The sequence below is a fragment of the Spiroplasma endosymbiont of Nomada rufipes genome, assembly GCF_964277355.1.
Taxonomy (GTDB): domain Bacteria; phylum Bacillota_I; class Bacilli_A; order Mycoplasmatales; family VBWQ01; genus Spiroplasma_E.
The window spans coordinates 727,531-749,232 of the sequence record NZ_OZ195517.1 but is presented as its reverse complement, the minus strand read 5'-3'; the positions used below and the strand labels follow the sequence as shown (position 1 = coordinate 749,232).

At 25.3% G+C, this 21,702-nt stretch carries 21 protein-coding genes; 5 read left to right on the top strand and 16 right to left on the bottom strand.

Annotated features, from left to right (window positions below):
• Positions 1-31: 31 nt before the first annotated feature.
• The 3 genes from ACICQF_RS04085 (at position 32) to ACICQF_RS04075 (ending at position 3,201) form a co-directional block, all read left to right on the top strand.
• Positions 32-982 carry an IS30 family transposase gene (locus ACICQF_RS04085; protein WP_395472865.1) on the top strand — a complete coding sequence of 317 codons (951 nt, stop codon included), beginning with the start codon at positions 32-34 and terminating at the stop codon, positions 980-982.
• 715 nt (positions 983-1,697) lie between these two features.
• Positions 1,698-2,675 carry a hypothetical protein gene (locus ACICQF_RS04080; protein WP_395472864.1) on the top strand — a complete coding sequence of 326 codons (978 nt, stop codon included), beginning with the start codon at positions 1,698-1,700 and terminating at the stop codon, positions 2,673-2,675.
• 181 nt (positions 2,676-2,856) lie between these two features.
• Positions 2,857-3,201 (top strand): hypothetical protein, encoded by a 345-nt coding sequence (locus tag ACICQF_RS04075; RefSeq protein WP_252320582.1) that lies wholly within the window; start codon positions 2,857-2,859, stop codon positions 3,199-3,201.
• Positions 3,202-3,267: 66 nt separating this feature from the next.
• On the opposite strand, the gene lpdA is transcribed toward ACICQF_RS04075, so the two are convergent.
• Genes lpdA through ACICQF_RS04055 form a run of 4 tightly spaced genes read right to left on the bottom strand, consistent with a single transcriptional unit; the run spans position 3,268 to position 8,313 of the window.
• Positions 3,268-4,764, bottom strand: coding sequence for a dihydrolipoyl dehydrogenase (gene lpdA, locus ACICQF_RS04070; RefSeq protein ID WP_395472863.1), 1,497 nt, complete (start codon positions 4,762-4,764; stop codon positions 3,268-3,270).
• A gap of 16 nt (positions 4,765-4,780) precedes the next feature.
• Positions 4,781-6,082 carry a dihydrolipoamide acetyltransferase family protein gene (locus ACICQF_RS04065; protein ID WP_395472862.1) on the bottom strand — a complete coding sequence of 434 codons (1,302 nt, stop codon included), beginning with the start codon at positions 6,080-6,082 and terminating at the stop codon, positions 4,781-4,783.
• Positions 6,083-6,112: 30 nt separating this feature from the next.
• Complete coding sequence (locus tag ACICQF_RS04060; RefSeq protein ID WP_395472861.1) at positions 6,113-7,153, bottom strand: alpha-ketoacid dehydrogenase subunit beta; 1,041 nt, start codon at positions 7,151-7,153, stop codon at positions 6,113-6,115.
• 2 nt (positions 7,154-7,155) lie between these two features.
• A complete protein-coding gene (locus tag ACICQF_RS04055; protein ID WP_395472860.1) occupies positions 7,156-8,313 on the bottom strand; it encodes a thiamine pyrophosphate-dependent enzyme in 1,158 nt (385 codons plus the stop codon).
• Positions 8,314-8,873: 560 nt separating this feature from the next.
• Here ACICQF_RS04055 and ACICQF_RS04050 point away from each other — a divergent pair.
• The gene (locus ACICQF_RS04050) at positions 8,874-9,860 is read left to right on the top strand and encodes an IS30 family transposase (protein WP_395472859.1); all 987 of its coding nucleotides are present in this window, start codon (positions 8,874-8,876) and stop codon (positions 9,858-9,860) included.
• Between the two features lie 81 nt (positions 9,861-9,941).
• Here the strand turns inward: ACICQF_RS04050 and ACICQF_RS04045 are convergent, their stop codons facing one another.
• The 12 genes from ACICQF_RS04045 to rpsB all read right to left on the bottom strand — a co-directional run bounded on the left by ACICQF_RS04045 (position 9,942) and on the right by rpsB (position 20,265).
• Positions 9,942-10,322 carry a hypothetical protein gene (locus tag ACICQF_RS04045; protein ID WP_395472858.1) on the bottom strand — a complete coding sequence of 127 codons (381 nt, stop codon included), beginning with the start codon at positions 10,320-10,322 and terminating at the stop codon, positions 9,942-9,944.
• A 6-nt stretch (positions 10,323-10,328) separates the two neighbouring features.
• Positions 10,329-10,700 carry a hypothetical protein gene (locus tag ACICQF_RS04040; RefSeq protein ID WP_395472857.1) on the bottom strand — a complete coding sequence of 124 codons (372 nt, stop codon included), beginning with the start codon at positions 10,698-10,700 and terminating at the stop codon, positions 10,329-10,331.
• A 58-nt stretch (positions 10,701-10,758) separates the two neighbouring features.
• Positions 10,759-11,751 carry a lipoate--protein ligase gene (locus ACICQF_RS04035; protein WP_395472856.1) on the bottom strand — a complete coding sequence of 331 codons (993 nt, stop codon included), beginning with the start codon at positions 11,749-11,751 and terminating at the stop codon, positions 10,759-10,761.
• Between the two features lie 7 nt (positions 11,752-11,758).
• Positions 11,759-12,895: an alpha/beta hydrolase gene (locus ACICQF_RS04030; protein WP_395472855.1), complete on the bottom strand. Its 1,137-nt coding sequence runs from the start codon at positions 12,893-12,895 to the stop codon at positions 11,759-11,761.
• Between the two features lie 39 nt (positions 12,896-12,934).
• Positions 12,935-14,437 (bottom strand): FAD-dependent oxidoreductase, encoded by a 1,503-nt coding sequence (locus tag ACICQF_RS04025; protein WP_395472854.1) that lies wholly within the window; start codon positions 14,435-14,437, stop codon positions 12,935-12,937.
• Between the two features lie 136 nt (positions 14,438-14,573).
• Entirely contained in the window at positions 14,574-14,711 is a 138-nt protein-coding gene (locus ACICQF_RS04020; RefSeq protein ID WP_395472853.1) for a hypothetical protein, read from the bottom strand.
• Positions 14,712-14,912: 201 nt separating this feature from the next.
• Complete coding sequence (locus tag ACICQF_RS04015) at positions 14,913-16,166, bottom strand: acetate kinase (protein WP_395472852.1); 1,254 nt, start codon at positions 16,164-16,166, stop codon at positions 14,913-14,915.
• 18 nt (positions 16,167-16,184) lie between these two features.
• A complete protein-coding gene (gene pta / locus ACICQF_RS04010) occupies positions 16,185-17,177 on the bottom strand; it encodes a phosphate acetyltransferase (protein WP_395472851.1) in 993 nt (330 codons plus the stop codon).
• Between the two features lie 23 nt (positions 17,178-17,200).
• Positions 17,201-17,929, bottom strand: a complete 729-nt coding sequence (gene pyrH, locus ACICQF_RS04005; RefSeq protein ID WP_395472850.1) for a UMP kinase — start codon at positions 17,927-17,929, stop codon at positions 17,201-17,203.
• 63 nt (positions 17,930-17,992) lie between these two features.
• Positions 17,993-18,574 (bottom strand): hypothetical protein, encoded by a 582-nt coding sequence (locus tag ACICQF_RS04000; protein ID WP_395472849.1) that lies wholly within the window; start codon positions 18,572-18,574, stop codon positions 17,993-17,995.
• Between the two features lie 20 nt (positions 18,575-18,594).
• Complete coding sequence (gene tsf / locus ACICQF_RS03995; RefSeq protein WP_338957349.1) at positions 18,595-19,473, bottom strand: translation elongation factor Ts; 879 nt, start codon at positions 19,471-19,473, stop codon at positions 18,595-18,597.
• A 15-nt stretch (positions 19,474-19,488) separates the two neighbouring features.
• Entirely contained in the window at positions 19,489-20,265 is a 777-nt protein-coding gene (gene rpsB / locus ACICQF_RS03990) for a 30S ribosomal protein S2 (RefSeq protein WP_395472848.1), read from the bottom strand.
• Positions 20,266-20,694: 429 nt separating this feature from the next.
• Between rpsB and ACICQF_RS03985 the strand changes: the two genes are divergently transcribed.
• Positions 20,695-21,645, top strand: a complete 951-nt coding sequence (locus tag ACICQF_RS03985) for an IS30 family transposase (RefSeq protein ID WP_395472847.1) — start codon at positions 20,695-20,697, stop codon at positions 21,643-21,645.
• The last annotated feature ends 57 nt before the right edge of the window (positions 21,646-21,702 follow it).

Below are 21,702 nucleotides of genomic sequence, written 5' to 3'. Positions count from 1 at the left end.
TTTAGTTTAGAAAAAAGTAAGGAGTTGTTATATGAGTTATAAACATCTTGGCATAGATGAAAGGATTTATATTGATAATCAATTGAAATTTAAATTTAAAATTAGTGAAATAGCTAAAAATCTTAATCGAAGTATTAGTACTATTATTCGAGAAATTAATAGAAATAAAGATAATAATCATTATTTTTCATTAATTGCACAAAATAAAGCTGAAAATCGAAAACAATCACATATTATTTTTCATAAGTTTAAAAATAAGAATTTAGTAAAATATGTACAACAAAAATTACTATTAGGTTGATCACCTGAACAAATTTATGGCAGAATTAAAAATTTTCATAAAGAGTGATTTATTAGTTTTAAAACAATTTATACTTGAATTTATTTTGGAATGCTTGATAAAGTTACTAGTAAAAATTTAAGAAGAAAAGGTAAAAAACGAAAATCTAAAGAAAATCGTGACAAGTTTAATGGTAAATCAATTAAAGAACGAGATATAAATGTTAATGATCGTATAACACTTGGTCATTGAGAAGGAGATACTATAGTATCATCACGAGGTAAAAGCAAATCATGTTTAATAACTTTAGTTGAAAGAGTATCACGATTTACTTTAGCAATATTAGTTAAAAACAGAACTACTAAAGTTATTAATAAAAATGTCAGTTATTATTTATCAATTCTTCCTAAAAACATTGTTAAAACTATTACTTTTGATCGTGGCAAAGAATTTTCAAATTGACAACAACTTGAAAAAAATTTAGATGTAAAAATTTATTTTGCCAATCCATATTCACCTTGACAAAGAGGTACTAATGAAAATACTAATGGTTTAATTAGAGAAAAATTTCCTAAAAAATTTATTTTTTCAAAAACTAATAAAAATGAAGTTCATAAATTTATATTGTATTTAAATCAAAGACCGAGAAAAATATTAAATTATCTTTCAACAATCGAATATTTGGATAGAAAAATAATTTAGTTGCACTTACCTTTACAATTTAGCAAGTTTATAAAAAACTTGCATAACAAATTATACTTATTTAAAAATTATTAGACTCCCTTGTATAAAGAATTTGAGATAAAATATGAGCATTACTTCAATTTTAAAGTATATGTTGATGTTATATAAATATAATAATAGTAACCTACTTTAAAATCATTAAATAATTTTAAAAATAACATTTTAGAATTTAAAGTTAATAATATTTTTTAATTTGTTTAAAAAATTATTAAAATTGGTAATTTTTACTAAAATTTAAAAAAGTCATTTATAATGATAGGAGATTAAAAGAGATAACTGACTTTTAAAATATATTTTAATTAAAAGTTATCAAATTATAAAAGAAAGTTAGGTGCCAAATAATGTTAATTAATATAACAACTAATAATTACGTCATTAAAATAGAGGTTTTTTATTTCAATGTTTCATTGATGCAAACTTAACTATTGAACAAAAAAATACATCTGATTATCTAATGATTTAAAAAATTTTTAAATATTTTTTCAAGTGATTTAAAAATCTAAAGTTAATAGTCATTTTTTAACTTGTTTAAAAAAATTATTAAAATTGGTAATTTTTACTAAAATTTAAAAAAGTCATTTATAATGATAGAATATTAAAGAAGATAGTTGACCTTAAAACACTTTTTAATTAAATTATTAAAACTACAAAAAAGAAAGTTAGGTGCCAAATAATGTTAATTAACAAAACAGCTGATGAGTGTATCATTGAAACTGGCGGTGCTTTATTCCAATGTTTCGTTGATACAAATTTAACTGTTGATCAAAAAAAAATGTGTATAAATTGAATTGTTTTATTTTTAAACTATCAAGATGCAGTTATTCTTTGTGATGAAGAAAAAATTAATAGTTTACAAAAAGAACTTTCAGAAACATTCACAACAGATTATTATAAAAATGCTTTAAAAGAATTTAATAATGCAAATCTTATATATAAAAAAACTATACTTACCAATTTTAAAAACGTATGTTTGGAAAATACTTCACAAGATATTATTAACATTATCACTCAATTCCATCAGTCATTTATTAAAACAATAGATGAACATAAAAAATCACTTACCTTTTTGAATTTAAATAAAATATATGAAAATCTTTTATTATTATTTTTTATAATTCACTACCATTTAGGCTATCAATTTAAACAAGAATTAATTCCAATCATTAGAATTTTCACTAATATGATTAAAATTCCTATTTATATTGAACAAAATGATAGTCATGTTAAAATGTTATTAATGAAAAAAATTTTGCAAGATAATGAACAATTATTTAAAGATCTCGAATTAATTCAATTGAGAAACTTTATTCATAGTTTAGATGATATATTTGCTAATGGTCTTAATATTAGTAGTGCTATTGAAAAATTAATATTAACTAGACCACATAAAATAAAACATTCAATGAATATGTTATTTAAAAAACACGGTATTAAACTACAAGAAATACTTTGAAAAAATAATAAAGAAAGTAATCCTACCATTGGTAATATTATTATGCACTTATTTGCTTATGAAACATATTATGTGCAAAGAAATCACAACTATGAAACATATGAACAACTAGTATTAAATAATGTTTTAACAGATCCTCTTTTTCAAAAAATATTTATTGAATATAAAACAAAAAATCAAATCAATAAGGTTATTTAAAAATAATGATTACTTTAATTTTTTACTTAGAAAATTAAAGTAATTTTTTTACACTTTTTTTATTTATAGATCATATATAAATATTTTTAAATATCATTATAAAATTAACTTGTCACTACTATTGGTTTTTTATCCAAAGTGACATAATTAACATTTTTATCTCGAAAGGAACAATAATAAAATGTCAACAAATAAATATGATTTTGATATTGAAAAAGATAAAAATTGAGAACAAGCAGTGAAATGTAAAGAAAATATTTTTATTAAATGCCGAACAGAAAAAAATACTATTATATGCAAATTATTAGAAGATAAAGATAAAACAGAAATGCAACAAAATGAAGTAAAAACATTTCAAACACTATTTAAAAAAAGAACGTCAGAAAATAATAATTTATGTAATGAAAATTTAGAAAATATACAATTTGAACAAATAACTACATGAAATAAATATTTACAAAAAGAAATTAACAGTAATACCACTAATTATTTTTTTGATAAAAAAAGAAGAAGCAATACTTTTTAATCAATATTATATTAATTTTACAATAAAAATGTACCTTTAAATTTTTAGGTACATTTTTATTATTTTCTATTTTTTATTAACTTTGTATCATTCTAATTCTAAATCTTGTGCAACATCCATAACTACTTCTGACATTGTTGGATGTGGATGACAAGAAGAGGCTAATTCAACAATAGTACCTTCCGTTTGCATAATATTAACAATTTCAGCAATTATATCAGTAGCCGTTGAACATAAAATATGAGAACCTATGATTTCTCCATATTTTTTATCAATAATTATTTTAACAAAACCATCAGTCTCACCATCAGCCAATGCCTTACCATTAATAGTAAATGGTATTTTCTTCATCAAATATTCTTTACCTAAAGATTTACATTCAGTTTCAGTTAAACCAACACTTGCCACTTCAGGGAATGAATAAATACAACTAGGCATTTTATTATAATCTACTTCTTGCTCTTTTAATGGCTGATTATCAGCATCCGTTCTACCTTCTTTAACTAAAATATTATTAAGTGCTGCTAATCCTTGTGTTGACGCAACGTGAGCAAGCATTCTTTGACCATTAGCATCTCCAATTACATATATATTATCAATAACATTATTGTTAGCATCTAAAGCTTCCAATTTATTATTTACGGCAAATGCTTGATTGGATTTAATTTGAATTCCCAAATTAGTAAAACCTTCAGTAATTGGCGTTCTTCCAGTACTTAATAAACAATAGTCGCTAGTTACTGTTAATGGTTTTTTATATTCTTTATCGGTTGCAGCATAATAAGTTAAAGTTTTATCCTTTAATTCATTAACACTATGACCAGTAATAATATTAACACCATTTTTTTCAAGAATTTTAGTTAAAGTTGTACTAATATCTTCATCTAGTAATGCTAAAATACGATCTAAATATTCAATAATAGTAACTTTAGTACCAAGTGTACTAAATAAACAAGCAAACTCAATTCCAATAACACCACCACCAATAATAGTTAGTGTTTTTGGAACTTCTTTTAAAGAAAGAATTTCAGTCGAAGTTAATAATGTTTGGTTTGTTTTTAAATCTTTTTCACTTAAACCTTGTGGACCATTAGGATTATCAAACATTTTTACTTTTGAACCAGTAGCAATTATCATATATTTAGTAGTATATTTCTTTTCTTTACCGTCTTTAGCTTTCATTAAAATCGTATTTTTATCAATAGCACTTCCAGTCCCTAATAATTGTTCAACTTTATTAGATTTCATTAAAAAGCCAACACCACCAGTTAAACCTTTAACAACACCAGCTTTACGATCTTGCATTACTTTTCAATTAATTTCAATATTTTTTTTATCTTTAATAGCAACACCATATTTATCAGCATTTTCAATATAATGAAAAACTTTTGCGCCCTTTAGTAACGTCTTAGTAGGAATACATCCAACATTTAAACAGACTCCACCTCAGTTATCTTTTTCAACAATTGCAGTTTTTAAACCCATCTTTGCTGCTCGAGCCGCTGTTACATAACCACCAGGACCTGCCCCGATAATTATTAAATCAAAATCATAGTTAGACATCTTTTACATTTTCTCCTTAAGCTAAAATTAATGTTGGATTTTCTAATAACTCTTTAAGTCGAGAAAGGAAATAACCAGCAGGTGCACCATCAATAACACGATGATCAATTGAAAGTGATAATGGAAAGAACTTATGTTCAACAATTTTACCATCAGCAATAATTAGTTTTTTTTGCATCATTCCTAGACCCAAAATTGCTACTTCTGGATAATTAATAACTGGTGTTCCCATTTCAATTCCTGCTGAACCAAAATTAGTAATAGTAAATGATCCACCTTGCATTTCATCAACTTTTAATAGCCCCTTACGAGCTTTATCACCCAATGAATTAACTTGTCTTGCTATTTCAAATAATGAAAGTTGATCAGCATTTTTAATAACAGGAACTACTAAACCCTTTTCAGTATCAGCTGCCATACCAATGTTATAATATTTTTTAACAAGAATTTCATTATTAGCCATGTTCAAAGTTGAATTAAGTAATTTAAATCGTTCTTCTTTTAACGCTTTAGCAACAGCCTTTACAAAGAATGGCATAAATGTTAATTTAGCACTACCATCTGGATCTTTTTCCGCTGGTTCTTTTAAAGTTGCACGTAATTGTACTAAGTTTTCAGCATCAACATTAATCATTAAACTAACATGTGGTGCTGTATAAACTGATAATGACATTTGATTAGCAACAGCCTTACGAATTCCTGATAATGGTAAATGTTCAACATTACCAAAACTTTCGATTTTAGTAACATTAATACCTTGTGAACTAATAGTTGTAGCAGAAACTGAAGATATTGAATTAATAGGTGTTGTTGATGCAGTAGCACTAGTTGTTGTACCACCATTCTTGGCATTTAATAAATCATCTTTTAAAATTCTACCACGAGGACCAGTTCCTTTAATTGTTCCCATATCAACACCTAAGTCACGAGCCATTCTACGTGCTAATGGTGTTGCTAATACTTTACCCGTTTGTTGAATAGGTTGCACATTTTGTTTTGGTAATTCAACTGGTGATACTGTAGATGTACTAGCAACTGATTCAGATTTTGGTGAAGAATTTGTTGATGAAGGACTTTTATTATCACTAATCGTCCCACCAAACTCAACAATAACAGCACCTGACTTAATACTATCTCCTTCTTTAACAAGAATCTTAGAAACTTTACCATCTGCTTCGGCTTTAATACTATCTGAAGCTTTATCTGCTTCGATATCAACAACATTATCACCTTTTTTTACATTATCTCCAACTTTAACATGAATTTGAGTTACAGTAACTTCATCTATTCCATCCATATCTTTAAACTTCAATTCCATCTTTTCACTTTCCTTTCTTTAAACAACTAACTAAACTGGATAATTCATCATTAGTTTAACTTTTTCCATAATTTTATCTGGACTAATTATAAATCATTTTTCACCTTTAGACAGTGGAACAGTAATATCATAACCCGTTAATCTTGTTGGAGGACATTCTAAATATTCAAAACACTTTTCATTAACAACGGTAATAATTTCTGAGGAAACTGAAAATGAACGAACCGCTTCTGAAACAACTAATAATCTTCCTGTTTTTTTAACAGAATTAACAACTGTTTCTTCATCTCATGGTTGTAATGTTTGTAAATCAATTAATTCAATTTTAAAATTTTCTTTTTCTTCTAAAATTTTAACAGCAGCTTCACAATCATAAACTTTTGAACCATAAGTTACAATCGTTAAATCAGGTTTTTCTTCAGCCTTATATTCTTTAAGAACTTTAGCTTTACCAAGAACAGCCACTTCATAAGCATCACTAACTTCTTCTCTAACATCATATGTATAATTATTGCTAGTATAACTATTGAAATAAGTTCCTAAACATTCTAAAACAATAACAGGATCTGGACTTTCAATTGCTGCCAATAATAATTTTTTAGTATCATTAGGTTTTGAAGTCATAACTACTTTTAAACCTGGAATATGACAAAATAAAGCTTCAATTGCTTCTGAATGATGCTCCAAAGCACCATTATTACCATTATTTCAATCATATGAAGGCATACGTACTACCATTGGACAAGTGAATCTACCACGAGAACGATTTCTCATTCGTGCAGCATGACATAACAATTGTTGAAAAGCAGGGAAAGCAAATCCTGAAAATTGCATTTCAATAATTGGATTTAAACCATTAATTGCCATTCCAACGGCACTACCAGCAATAACTGCTTCAGCAATTGGTGCATCAAAACAACGATTAACGCCAAATTTTGCTTGTAAACCTTTAGTTGCTCGAAAAACACCACCAACATTACCGGCATCTTCACCATAAACAACAACATTATGATTTTTTTTCATTGCTAATTCTAAGGCTAAAGTAATAGCTTGCACATTATTTCTTTTCATAATTATTTTTTCTCTCCTTCATTGAAGAAAGCTTTTGCTTCTGCTTTTTGTTCTGTTAATTGTGGTGTTAATTTTTCATATGTATAATCAAATATTTCATCAATTGAAACACTTTCATTTTTTAATGCTCAAGTAATTGCATCATTAACCTTTTTAGTAATTTGTTTATCTAATTCTGCTTGTTTGTTGTCATCTCAAAGTTTAATTGATTTTAAATATTCTCTAATACGATCGATTGGATCTTTTTTTAATCATTCTTGTTCAATTTTATAATCTTCAGCAGAAAAATAATCTTTTTTAATATCAAAAGCAGAATGCGCATTTTGACGATAAGTAACAGCTTCAATTAATGAAGGACCATTACCTTTTTTTGCTCTTTCAATTGCTTCTTGTGTAGCATAATAAACAGCAAAAAAATCATTACCATCAACACGAATATTAGGTACACCAAATGCTGTTCCTTTTTGTGCAAAAGTTGGACTCATTGTTGCTTTAGCAGTTGGTGTATCTAATGATCACTGATTATTTTCAACAAAGAAAACAACAGCTAATTTATGGATAGCAGCAAAATTAATTGCTTCAGAAAACTCACCTTCAGAAGTACCACCATCACCAATCGTAGTAATAACAATTCCTTTATCTTTTTTATATTTTTCAGCAAAAGCAATACCTGTTGCATGTGAATATTGAGTAGCAATTGGAATATTAACTGGTAAAATATTAACACCTTTCGGCATTTGACTTCCCATTTCATTTCCTAATCAATATTGAATTACTTTTTCAACTGGATATCCAGCAGTAATTCATGCTGCATTATTACGATAAGCCGGTACTAATCAATCAATACCTGGTCGTAAGCAACTAGCATAAGCAACTTCAACACCTTCTTGACCTTTTGAAGATAAAAAGTTAATAACTTTTCCGATTACTTTTGGAATTCCATTTACTAATTTAACTTGTCCTTTTTCATCTTTTTCATAGTTTAATTCCATTTGCATTTGTTCTTGTATTCGTGAAAAACACATGTTTTCATATGCTTTTAATAAAACCTTACTATCAAATTTTTTTAAATAATCAACAAAATTAGGATTAATTACTCCTTTTTCATTTAATATTTGAAAAATTTCTTTTTGGGGATTATCAAATTTCTCAACTCACATTTAAATTTTCCTCCTAAATATTTTAGTTAATTGCAGTTACACTTTTAATTATACTAATTTTTAAAATAATGAATGAACATACATTTTCATTATACTACTAATAATTGTTGGTTCAAAATAATTTGTACTAAAATATTAATTTATCTCCGGTTTTATTAATATACTATTTTTTTTATTTCCTATTATCATGTAAAAATGAAAAATATATTCTAACAATAAACAAAACAGAAAAAATAATTTAAATCATAATATCATTGTTTATTTATTTTTTACAACATAAAGTCCTAATAAAATTAGGACTTTATAATAAAATTTATAATCATAAAACATTATCAAGATAATAAATATGCTGAATTATACTTGTAAGTGCAAGTAAATAAAATTGCAAAAAATTCTCATATAAAAATTTCATAATGCTAAATTTAGTTTAGAAAAAAGTAAGGAGTTTTTATATGAGCTGAATTATACTTGTAAGTGCAAGTAAATAAAATTGCAAAAAATTCTCATATAAAAATTTCATAATGCTAAATTTAGTTTAGAAAAAAGTAAGGAGTTTTTATATGAGTTATAAACATCTTGGCATAGATGAAAGGATTTATATTGAGAATCAATTGAAATTTAAATTTAAAATTAGTGAAATAGCTAAAAATCTTAATCGAAGTATTAGTACTATTATTCGAGAAATTAATAGAAATAAAGATAATAATCATTATTTTTCATTAATTGCACAAAATAAAGCTGAAAATCGAAAACAATCACATATTAGTTTTCATAAGTTTAAAAATAAGAATTTAGTAAAATATGTACAACAAAAATTACTATTAGGTTGATCACCTGAACAAATTTATGGCAGAATTAAAAATTTTCATAAACAATGAGTTATTAGTTTTAAAACAATTTATACTTGAATTTATTTTGGAATGCTTGATAAAGTTACTAGTAAAAATTTAAGAAGAAAAGGTAAAAAACGAAAATCTCAAGAGAATCGTGGCAAGTTTAATGGTAAATCAATTAAAGAACGAGATATAAATGTTAATGATCGTATAACACTTGGTCATTGGGAAGGAGATACTATAGTATCATCACGAGGTAAAAGCAAATCATGTTTAATAACTTTAGTTGAAAGAGTATCACGATTTACTTTAGCAATATTAGTTAAAAACAGAACTACTAAAGTTATTAATAAAAATGTCAGTTATTATTTATCAATTCTTCCTAAAAACATTGTTAAAACTATTACTTTTGATCGTGGCAAAGAATTTTCAAATTGACAACAACTTGAAAAAAATTTAGATGTAAAAATTTATTTTGCCAATCCATATTCACCTTGACAAAGAGGTACTAATGAAAATACTAATGAAAATACTAATGAAAATACTAATGAAAATACTAATGGTTTAATTAGAGAAAAATTTCCTAAAAAATTTATTTTTTCAAAAACTAATAAAAATGAAGTTCATAAATTTATATTGTCTTTAAATCAAAGACCGAGAAAAATATTAAATTATCTTTCACCAATCGAATATTTGGATAGAAAAATAATTTAGTTGCACTTACCTTTACAATTTAGCTTTTTAAAACCTGATTTTTACCATAATTTTTACTTATATTTTCTAGAATAATCATTTTTATTTTCCTTGTAAATTATTATTTAAAATTTCTTCATATAATTGATTAAACATTTTTTTCATATCAGAATCCAAAATTAATAGTGGCTTTACTGTATTGTCACTGGGTGGTTTATTTCACATATATTCACCTTTGTTATTTCGTTCCACATATTTATCAAAAGTATAAAAATCAATATCAATTGATTTTTCAATTGTTCTACCTAAATCTTGAATTCAAATTTTTACTAATTGAAAATAAAAACCAGCTTCAAAATACTTCATAACTCATAAGTTTAAATATTCATTTGCATTAATATAATTACTACTTGGATCATTAATTTTATTAATAGTAAACTCAATAAAATATGTTCGCAATGTTAAGGCCATGTATATTTGCATTGATTGTTAATGAATAATTTTATTATTAATATAATCATTAATATCTGCTGTTGGTATACCAATTTCATCATAGCCAGGTTTACCAGCATTTTTACTTGCTGAATCACGGTATTTATCAAATTCAGCAAGATAAAAATTATTAAAACTATTAACAATATTATCATTAGTTTTACCTACTTTATCAATAGCATCTTGATATAAAAATTGTCAAACATTTAATTGATTTCTATCTTTTTTTGGTCAACCACGTGTTGGATAAAGAATATCATTTATACTATTTGTTTGATCAAAACTATTATTTACTAAAAATGTAATAACATTGCTAATTGGTGTTATAAAAATAAACATTATAAATAAAATCCATAAATATTTCTTCATATTTCCTCTTTAATATTAGTTATAAAAGTAAGGATATCATAAATAAGAATTTTATTCATTATTTTATGATACTTTTTATGATTTCTTCAGCAAGAAAATTTTCACCAAAAATTTCGTTAATATTAGCATTTTCAATGATATTAGTAATAGTTGCTACATTATATTTTTGTTTTTCTAGTTTTTTTTCTAAACTAGTAGTACCTGCTGAGCCTAGGAAATCACCATATATTTTAATATTTTCAATAATTCCTGCCTTAACATTCATTCAAACGTGAATAGTTCCTTTACTAGGAAAAAGTGTTTTATGTTTTAAATCAAAATCTGGAGATTTACCATAAACTCAATCTCAAGTTCGATATTTAGTATTTGCTAATGATTCAATATCAGCAATCATTTTTTCAGAAAATTCCATAATCTTTGTATTTTTTGTACTTTTTAATTGTTCAATAATTAAATTTTGAAATTCTTCAATTGTTATTGGTGGATTTAATAATGGTAAAATATTTGTTACTCGTGCTTGTACTGATTTAATACCTTTTGATTTTAATTTATCCAAATCCGGTTTTAATACTTTTGGTAACATTTGCATATCAACATTAAAAAGAATAGTACCATGATGTAAAATTCGATTTTTATATGTATATTGGGCATTACCCGATATTTTTTTATCATCAACTAAAATATCATTTTTACCACTAAATTGAGCATTTAAACCTAGATTTTGTAAAACATTAACTATTGGTTTTGTAAAAAGAGCATAATTACGAGCATTATCTTTATTTTTATCAAGAATAAAAGTAAAATTTAAATTTCCTAAATCTTGATAAACAGCTCCACCACCAGATAATCTTCGTACAACATTAACTTTTTTTGTTCTTACATATTCATTATTAATTTCTTCAATTGTATTTTGGTTTCTACCAACAACAATAGTATTATTATTTTGTCATAATAATAAGATTTCATCAGTTATATAAGGATTAGTAATCAAATATTCTTCGGCTGCTAAATTAAAATATGGTTCTTTGCTATTATTAATATAATAAATCATTATTAATTTAATCTCCTTTATCTTCGGTTTTAAAATTTGTTCATTTATTAACAAATTTTAAAGTAGTTTTGCAATATGTATCATAATCGGTAGTGACGGCTCTTATATGTTTAGCAGATGGCATAATTAATAATTCACTTATTGTTTCTTCTTCATAATTTATTTTCTCTTCATACATTTTTTGTGCCATTGTTGCTGGTACAGTTTCATCATCATTACCATGAATAAATAATACAGGAATTGAAGAACAATATTTTAATTTATTAATAGGATCAATACTATTAATATTAAATTTATCTTTTAACCTAAAGAAAAATTTAACACCATAATAAAATCAAAATCAATGAAGGTTAAAGTATTGTTTACCCATAATTTTAATAATATGACTAAAACTATCAAATCCACAATCAGAAATTGCACATTTAACACCAAATTTACCAGTATCAAATCGAGATATTGTTTCCAAAACAGTACTGGCACCCATGCTATTACCAATTAAAGTAATATTAGGAGGTTGTTTAAAATCTGTTTCTGCTAAATAATTATTAAGACTTAAAATAACAGCATATAAATCATCTGCTTCTTTATTACCAAAAGTAATTGCATCATGGATATTATTACTACCATGACCTCTTGTATCATAAGTAACAATACTATATCCCTGTTCATAAAAATGTTTAACTAAATATAAAATGCTATAGCGATTTTGTTGTCAACCATGAGTTGCAATTATTCATTTATGATTTTTATTAGATTGATGATTATTAATGAAAAAAGCTGATAACAAGCGATTATCATAAGTAGTTATCGTCATATCTTGTGCTTCCATCATATCCCAATTACTATCATCAATCATTAGTTGTAGAGCATTTTGTAATTCCATATCTCGATTATAAAAACTCAAAGTATTCATATCAATTTTAGCAAAATTTGGATTAGTACTTCGTCCAATTCGTTGAAAATTTTCCATAACATTTCGCATCATCAAACCAATAAAAAAATTAGTAATTAAAAAAGGAATAATCCATAATGGAAAAGTAAATATCAAAATAATTTTTAATCATCAAGCAATTTTATATTTACTTTCTTTAACTGGTAAAGTCATTCTTGCTCTAAGTTTTAAATATTTTTCATTACTAACCATTATATTTTATTCCTCTCAAAATTAATTTGATAAGGCAATCTATTTTTTCTTACCTTTTAAATATGGATCTGGATATGTAACATCTTCTTTTGTTAAAATTTCTGTTGCTAAAAGTGCTGCCGCAGTAACAAAGTTATAAGGCTTATTAAAGTGTGGTAAGAAATACATATCAATTAATGGAATTTCATCAATAGTAACCTTTTTCAATATTGCTAATGAAAACATTGCAATTGTTTCTGTATGATCATGAGTTGAACCAATTTCAGCTCCAACAATACGACGAGAACTCTTTTCTCATATAATTTTAATTTTTACTTCATGATTTTCACTCATAAAAGGTGGAAACACTGTATCTTGATAAAAATATGCTTCTACATTATTAGATCCTAAAATTGCTTTTGCAGAAACTTCTGATAAACCAGTAGCACATAGTTTTCAACCAAAAACAGCAATTGCATTTGTTCCTTGAACACCAGGAAAGGCGATTCTTGTTTTAGGATCTGTTTTTGCAACATTTAATCCAGCAATTAAACCACTACGTACAGCATTAGTTGCTAAGGCAATATTAACATTTTTATTTCAAGCATTTGAACGAATATTAATACAATCACCAATTGCATAAACATTATTATCTGAAGTTTGAAAATATTCATTAACTTCAATTGCACCACGGGGATCTAAGCTAAGTTGAACTTTACCATTCTCATCTTTCAAGATAGCAGTATTTGGTAAGAAACCAACAGCCATAATTACTAAATCAGCTTTATATGTTCCTTTATTAGTTTTTACTTCACTCACTTTATCATCTTTAATAATAAATTCTTGTAAAGTTTCTCCTAATTGTAATTTTACTCCTACTTTTTTCATATCTGCTTCAACATCATTTGTAAATTCTTCATCATAATAACGAGGCATAATACGATTTTCAAAATCAATTAAAGTAACTTCTTTTTTATCTTTATAAAAAGCTTCTACTAATTCAATACCAATATAACCTGCACCAATTACTACTACTTTTTTTACTTCTGGTTTACTCAAATCAGAAATAATTTCTTGAGCATGTTGGTATAGTTTTGATAAATGAATGCCATTTGTTAATTTAACACCATTTAAAGTATCTTTAACAACTACGCCATCTTTATGAGCAATTAAACCGGGAATTTCTTTACCACCTGGATTTAAGATTGGTCATGAACCAATCCCTAATACTAACTTATCATAACTTTCAGTAAATACTTCATTAGTATCTAAATTTTTAATAGTAACAATTTTAGCTTTACTATCATATTTAATCATTTCATGTTTTTCTTTAATTTTAACACCTAATGCTCTTAACTTTTCAATTTTGGCATAAAATAATCCTTTTGGATCAGTAAATTCTTTACCAACTCAAAGCGCAATTCCACATCCTAAAAATGAAATATTATCATTACGATCATATGCTACTACTTCACTATTTGGATTAGACCTCATAATTATCTTTAGTGCTGTTGTTCCGGCATGATTAACACCTATAACAACTATCTTTTGTTTTCTTTCCATGCTAAAATCCTCTCTTACTTATTACTTTTTTTCAATTTCTTTTATTGTGTAATCACAAATACAAATATATATTATTTTATCACTTTTTATTTAATAGTTACAACTCTTTCTTTCGGTAGACAATATACCATTCATTTTAAAAATCTAAAATTGCAATTGGTCAATTTCCATCATGATAATTATCTTTATTACTTTCTTCTTTTCAATCACGACAAGTAACCCTACTACGACTTGATGATGACTTCTTAATTAATTTATTAATTTCATTTATCATATTTTTATCAAAATTTTATATTGATTTTACTCACTAATTTTATGATTATTTTTTTCTTTAATGTATTTAAATTCCATACTTTTTTCTCCTTGAATCTTTAAAGTATTTATTTTTAATTAAAATTTGATAATTATTAAGTATTTTCACTTAATTTAAACATTATATATCAAAATAAAAAACCTTAATATATTTTTTTATTTTTTAAATATTTTTTAATAAATTATATGTATCTTGACAAATCATTAATTCTTCATTTGTTCTAATTTTAAAAATAGGAACTTCTGATTGTTTATCACTAATTTCTAAGTAATCATTATACTTATCATTATTTTTATTAGTTACTAATTTTAAAGTAAACACTTTAATTTCCTCAATAACTAATTGACGAATAATTGCAGAATTTTCACCAATACCTGCAGTAAATACTAATGCATCAATATTACTATCTAAATCATTACCATATTGAACAATATAATTAGCAATTCTTTGCACAAACATTTTTATTGCTAATTGTGATTGTAAATGATACTTATGGTTTTTATCATTACTACTTGCAAGAACATCACGTAAATCAGAAGAATGTCCACTAATTCCTAATAAACCCGAACTTTTATTTAAATCATTAGTAACAGTTTCAATAGTTGCTTCTGCTTTAACATTACACATATAACCATGAATAGAAGGGTCAATGATACCACTTCTAGAACCCATAATTAAACCATCTAACGGTGTTAATCCCATGCTAGTATTAAAACTTTTACCATTTTTAATAGCACAAATACTAGCACCATTACCTAAATGACAAATAATAGCATTAATCTTATCTTTTGGTTTATTTAAAATATTAGTTAATTTATCTAAAATATAACGATAACTAGTACCATGAAATCCATATCTTCTTACCTCATATGTTTTATATCAATCATATGGAACTGAGTAAAGATATTTTTCTTCAGGAATAGTACTATGAAATGAAGTATCAAATACTGCCACATGTTTAGCAGGTGGAACTAATTTTTGGAAAGATGATAATCCTTTTAAAGCTGGTGGATTATGTAATGGTGCTAAAGGAATACATGCTTTGATACCAGCAATGACTTTCTCATCAATAACAATTGAGTTATTAAATTTTTGACCACCGTGAACCATACGATGACCAATTCGTTTAATATCATCAAAATTATTAATGACCTTATACTCAATTAATGCATCAATTACTGTTTGCGCTCCTATAACATGATCAGCAATATCTTTTGTTACTTCATGTTTAATAAAGTTATCACCATTAGCAATTTCAATAATAAAATTACTATTTTTAATAGCTATCCTTTCAACTAAACCTTTACAAAGAATAGTAAAATGAGGTTGTTTATCATTATTAATAGCATTAAAAAGTTGAAATTTAATAGAACTACTTCCGGCATTAATAACTAAAATTTTATTTTGTTCTGACATATTTGTTTTATCTCCTTATTAATTCTTAATTAATGTTTGAATAGCAGTGATCAATGCTGTGTAATAAATGTCATCAATAGTAGCACCACGAGAAAGATCATTAACTGGCTGATTTAAACCCAAAACAATAGGACCAATAGCTTTATAATTACCTAATCTTTGGGCAATTTTATAACCAATATTAGCAGCATCTAAAGTTGGGAAAATAAATGCATTACAATGATTTTTAATTGTTAATTCTGGGAATTTTTTATTTCGCACTTCTTGATCTCAAGCAGCATCAAATTGAATTGGTCCTGCTACTTGCACGTTTTTTAATTTTAATTGTTTAACAAAGTTAGTAGCATTACGTACTTTATCAACACTTTCACCACTACCACTAGTATTAGTAGAATAAGATAACATTGCTAATTTAATTGGATTAAATTCTAAAAGTTCACCAAAGTGAATTGTAGATTTTGCAATATCTGCTAATTGTTCAGCTGTTGGATTTAAATTAATTGAACCATCACTAAATAAAAATATTTCTTCGTTTTTATTCATAATAAATGTACTTGAAACAGTTTTAATACCTGCTTTTGGTCCAATAATTTGCAAAGCTGGACGTAAAATATCAGCAGTAGTAAAAGTAATACCACCAACAAAACCATTAACCTCTTTATTATTTAATAACATCATTCCATAGTAATTACGACTTAATACCAATTTATTAGCTGCTTCTAAAGTTAAACCCTTTGCTTTTCTTAATTCATATAATTGATTAGTAAAATTTGTTACTTGATTTTCTTCAATAGATAATGTTTTAATATTAGAATTTTTAATATTACTAGGAATTTCTTTATCATGATTAAATAATAAAACTGGTGTAATAAAATTTTTAACAGGTGAATTATCATTAATAATTTTTAAAGCTACTGCCTGTACTTTTTCATTATCTCCTTCTGGAAATAAAATTCTGATTGGTGTTTTGCTTTTTTGTAAAATAGATAAAATAAAATCTAATAGTTTCATATTATCTTCTCTCCTTTAATTTGTTAATTTTGATTGATAATAATAGTTGCAATTGCTTTATTTTGTACTGCTTTAATGATATTGTTTTCAACCTTAATATCAAATACCATAATTTTCAAGTTAGCTTCCATGCACATTGTTGAAGCAGTTAAATCCATTACTTTTAATTGTTTATTAGTAATATCTTGATATGATAAATGTGAATAACGAATAGCATTTTTGTTAATGTTTGGATCTTTATCATAAACACCATCAACGCCATTTTTTGCCATTAATAATATATCCGCATTAATTTCAGTAGCACGAAGTGCTGCTGCAGTATCCGTTGTAAAGTATGGTGAACCAGTACCACCAGCAAAAATACAAACATAGCCTTTTTCAAAACTACTAATAGCTTTTTTGTAATAAAAAGGTTCAGCAACTTGATTAATCTCTAATGATGTTTGCACAATAACTTTTACGTTAAGCGCTTTTAACTTTGATTCAATTACCAAAGCATTCATAATAGTCGCTAACATTCCCATATAATCAGCATTAATTCTTTTTAAACCAATCTTTTCTCCTTGTTTAGCACCACGTCAAATATTACCACCGCCAACTACTAAACCAACTTCTACTTTTGCCTTAACTAGGGTTTGAATTTGTTGACAAACATTATCAATACTTTCATTATTATATAATTCATTACTACCATCACCTAAAGCTTCGCCACTAATTTTTAATAATATTCGTTTATATTTAAATTGTTCCATTTTTGATCATCCTCCTTAAATTTAATATTATAAAAAGCCACAGATTGCTTTGTGGCTTCTTATTTATTTACTGTTATCACTAGATAATGAATCATTATTTGCGCTTTCAGCGACAGTTTCTAATTCAACGATAGCAATAACTTTTTGTGCTAAATGATCTTTAACAAAAAGTTGTGCTTGTGGAGTAATAATTGTTAAACGTTTTTTAATTTTTTTAATACCCTGTTCATAAACAATTTTTAAAACATTTTTCTTTTGTTCCAATGCAACAATTTTACTAGTGTTAACGCTTTGTCCAAAGAAATAAATATTATGTTCATCAACTGCGATACCAAAATCAAAACTAAAAATATATGCTAATCCTAACATGATAACTAAAAATATATACTCTACTATTAATAAAGTTAAAAAAGCAGGATCAGATTTAATATATTCTGGTTCAAATGTTCAAACTTGCATTCCAATTGGAAAAATCGAGATAACTAAACCAATTACACCAACTATTAATGTTGCTACTAATAATTTTAAATTCAAAAATTTAATAGTTGTTTTTGGTTTATTAAAACTATATCATCCTCAACCAAGAATAACTAATAATAATATAAACATTACTAATGCAATATAATATATAATTTGAAAATTCACTTTATTTACCTCCTAAATGTTTATTTGGCAGAACTATCAATTTTTTCACCTAATTGATAACGTATCATAGCTATAATTGTAGCATGATTTTTAGTTAAATACTCTTTAACCTTAATTGTATTATCTTTAATATAAAGTTGATCAACAATAGTTAATTCAGATAATACTTTTTCAAAACGACCTCTTATAATATTTTCAAGAATATTATCACGACGTTTTTTTGCTTTCAATTTTTCTTCTTCTTTTGTTTTTTCACTAATAATTGATAATTCTTTATCACGAACTGTTGCAGGTATGTGATCAATATCAATGTATTTAGCATCTGCTGATACTAATTGCATAGCAACATTATTTGGAATATCACTTTCCTTATCAACACCTTTGATAATAACTAAACCACTATATTTACCACCACCATGGACATATGAACCAAAAACTTCATCACTATTTTTACTTAAATATTGAAAACGATTTAAAACAATATTTTCACCTAATTTAGCGATAGCAAATCTTATCTCATCATTTAAACTTTCACTACTTCCATCAGCTTTTAACATTAAAGCTTCTTCAATAGTTTTAGGTTGATGTTTTAAAATTGTTTCTAAAATCTTAGTAAATAAATCATTAAAATCTTCTAAATCAGCAACTTGTTCAGTTTGACAATTTAATTCACCAATAATTGCATTATTACCACTAATAACAACTTTAGTAACCCCTTCAGTAGCTTTATTAATACTTTTTTTCTCTGCTTTTGCTAAACCTTTAATTTTTAATAGGGAAAGTGCTGCTTCAAAAATATTATTTTTTTCCATCAAAGCTTCTTTACAATCAGTAATTGGTAAATCGGTTGTATCTCTTAATCTTTTCAATAATTTAACATCTACTTTAACTTCTGACATATAAACTATTCTCCTTTATTCTTTATTTTTTTCAATTACATTTTCAGTTTTATTTTCATCAAGACTAATAGTTTCTTCTACTACTATTTCTTTTTTATCAATAACTGGTTTTACACTTTGTCCTTCATTAATAGCTTCAGCAATTTTCTTTGTAATTAAAGTAATTGATTTTGTAGCATCATCATTACCAGGAATAATATAATCAATATTATCTGGATTTGAATTACTATCACAAATCGCAATAATTTTGATACCAAGTTTAACTGCTTCTTCGACAGCAATTTTATTAGTAATAGTATCAGTAACAAAAATAGCTTCTGGTAATTTATACATATTTCTAATACCACCAAGATTACGTTCTAAACGTGCTTTTTCTTTAATTACTAGCATTTGCTCTTTTTTTGTTAAAAGTTTAATTTCTCCACTTTTTTCTTTATTTTCAATATCAATTAATTTTTTAATACTTGATTTAATAGTTTGAAAATTAGTTAAATTACCACCTAATCAACGTTCTGTTACATAAGGTGAATTACAACTAATTGCAAGTTCTTGCACAGCTTCTTTGGCTTGTTTTTTTGTACCTACAAATAAAACTTTTCCACCATTTTCACTAGTTTCTTTAACAAAGTGACAAGCTTCATCTAATTTACACATTGATTTTTGTAAATCAATAATATGAATACCATTTCTTTGACCAAAAATATATTTACGCATCTTTGGATCTCATCTTTTAGTTTGGTGACCAAACTGAACTCCGGCTTCAAGGAGTTGTTCACGTGTTACAACTGACATATTGTCTCCTTCTAATTTGTTTTTCTTCCATTTATTTCTAACATTGGCCACTTTTTAATTAAAAAGCACTAGGCAATGAATTCACAAATGTGTTGCTTATTTTCATTAAATTAAGCCTGTATATTGTAGCATATTTTTTATATTTTAAACAAATTATTTTTAAACATAAAAATAGAATTGTATTTTAATAAACTATATTATAAAAATATTTTTTAGTTTTCTTAAAAAAATAATACCAATAAAAACACACAATATATTATAAAAATAAAAAGTAAATTACACATATAAAATATTCATTTATGATATAAAATACTAAAAACTTAATGCTGAATTATACTTGTAAGTGCAAGTAAATAAAATTGCAAAAAATTCTCATATAAAAATTTCATAATGCTAAATTTAGTTTAGAAAAAAGTAAGGAGTTTTTATATGAGTTATAAACATCTTGGCATAGATGAAAGGATTTATATTGAGAATCAATTGAAATTTAAATTTAAAATTAGTGAAATAGCTAAAAATCTTAATCGAAGTATTAGTACTATTATTCGAGAAATTAATAGAAATAAAGATAATAATCATTATTTTTCATTAATTGCACAAAATAAAGCTGAAAATCGAAAACAATCACATATTAGTTTTCATAAATTTAAAAATAAGAATTTAGTAAAATATGTACAACAAAAATTACTATTAGGTTGATCACCTGAACAAATTTATGGCAGAATTAAAAATTTTCATAAAGAGTGAGTTATTAGTTTTAAAACAATTTATAATTGAATTTATTTGGGTTTTCTTGATAAAGTTACTAGTAAAAATTTAAGAAGAAAAGGTAAAAAACGAAAATCTAAAGAAAATCGTGGCAAGTTTAATGATAAATCAATTAAAGAACGAGATATAAATGTTAATGATCGTATAACACTTGGTCATTGAGAAGGAGATACTATAGTATCATCACGAGGTAAAAGCAAATCATGTTTAATAACTTTAGTTGAAAGAGTATCACGATTTACTTTAGCAATATTAGTTAAAAACAGAACTACTAAAGTTATTAATAAAAATGTCAGTTATTATTTATCAATTCTTCCTAAAAACATTGTTAAAACTATTACTTTTGATCGTGGCAAAGAATTTTCAAATTGACAACAACTTGAAAAAAATTTATATGTAAAAATTTATTTTGCCAATCCATATTCACCTTGACAAAGAGGTACTAATGAAAATACTAATCGTTTAATTAGAGAAAAATTTCCTAAAAAATTTATTTTTTCAAAAACTAATAAAAATGAAGTTCATAAATTTATATTGTCTTTAAATCAAAGACCGAGAAAAATATTAAATTATCTTTCACCAATCGAATATTTGGATAGAAAAATAATTTAGTTGCACTTATCTTTACAATTTAGCTTTAAATAAAATACCCTTTCTTTAAACAAATCA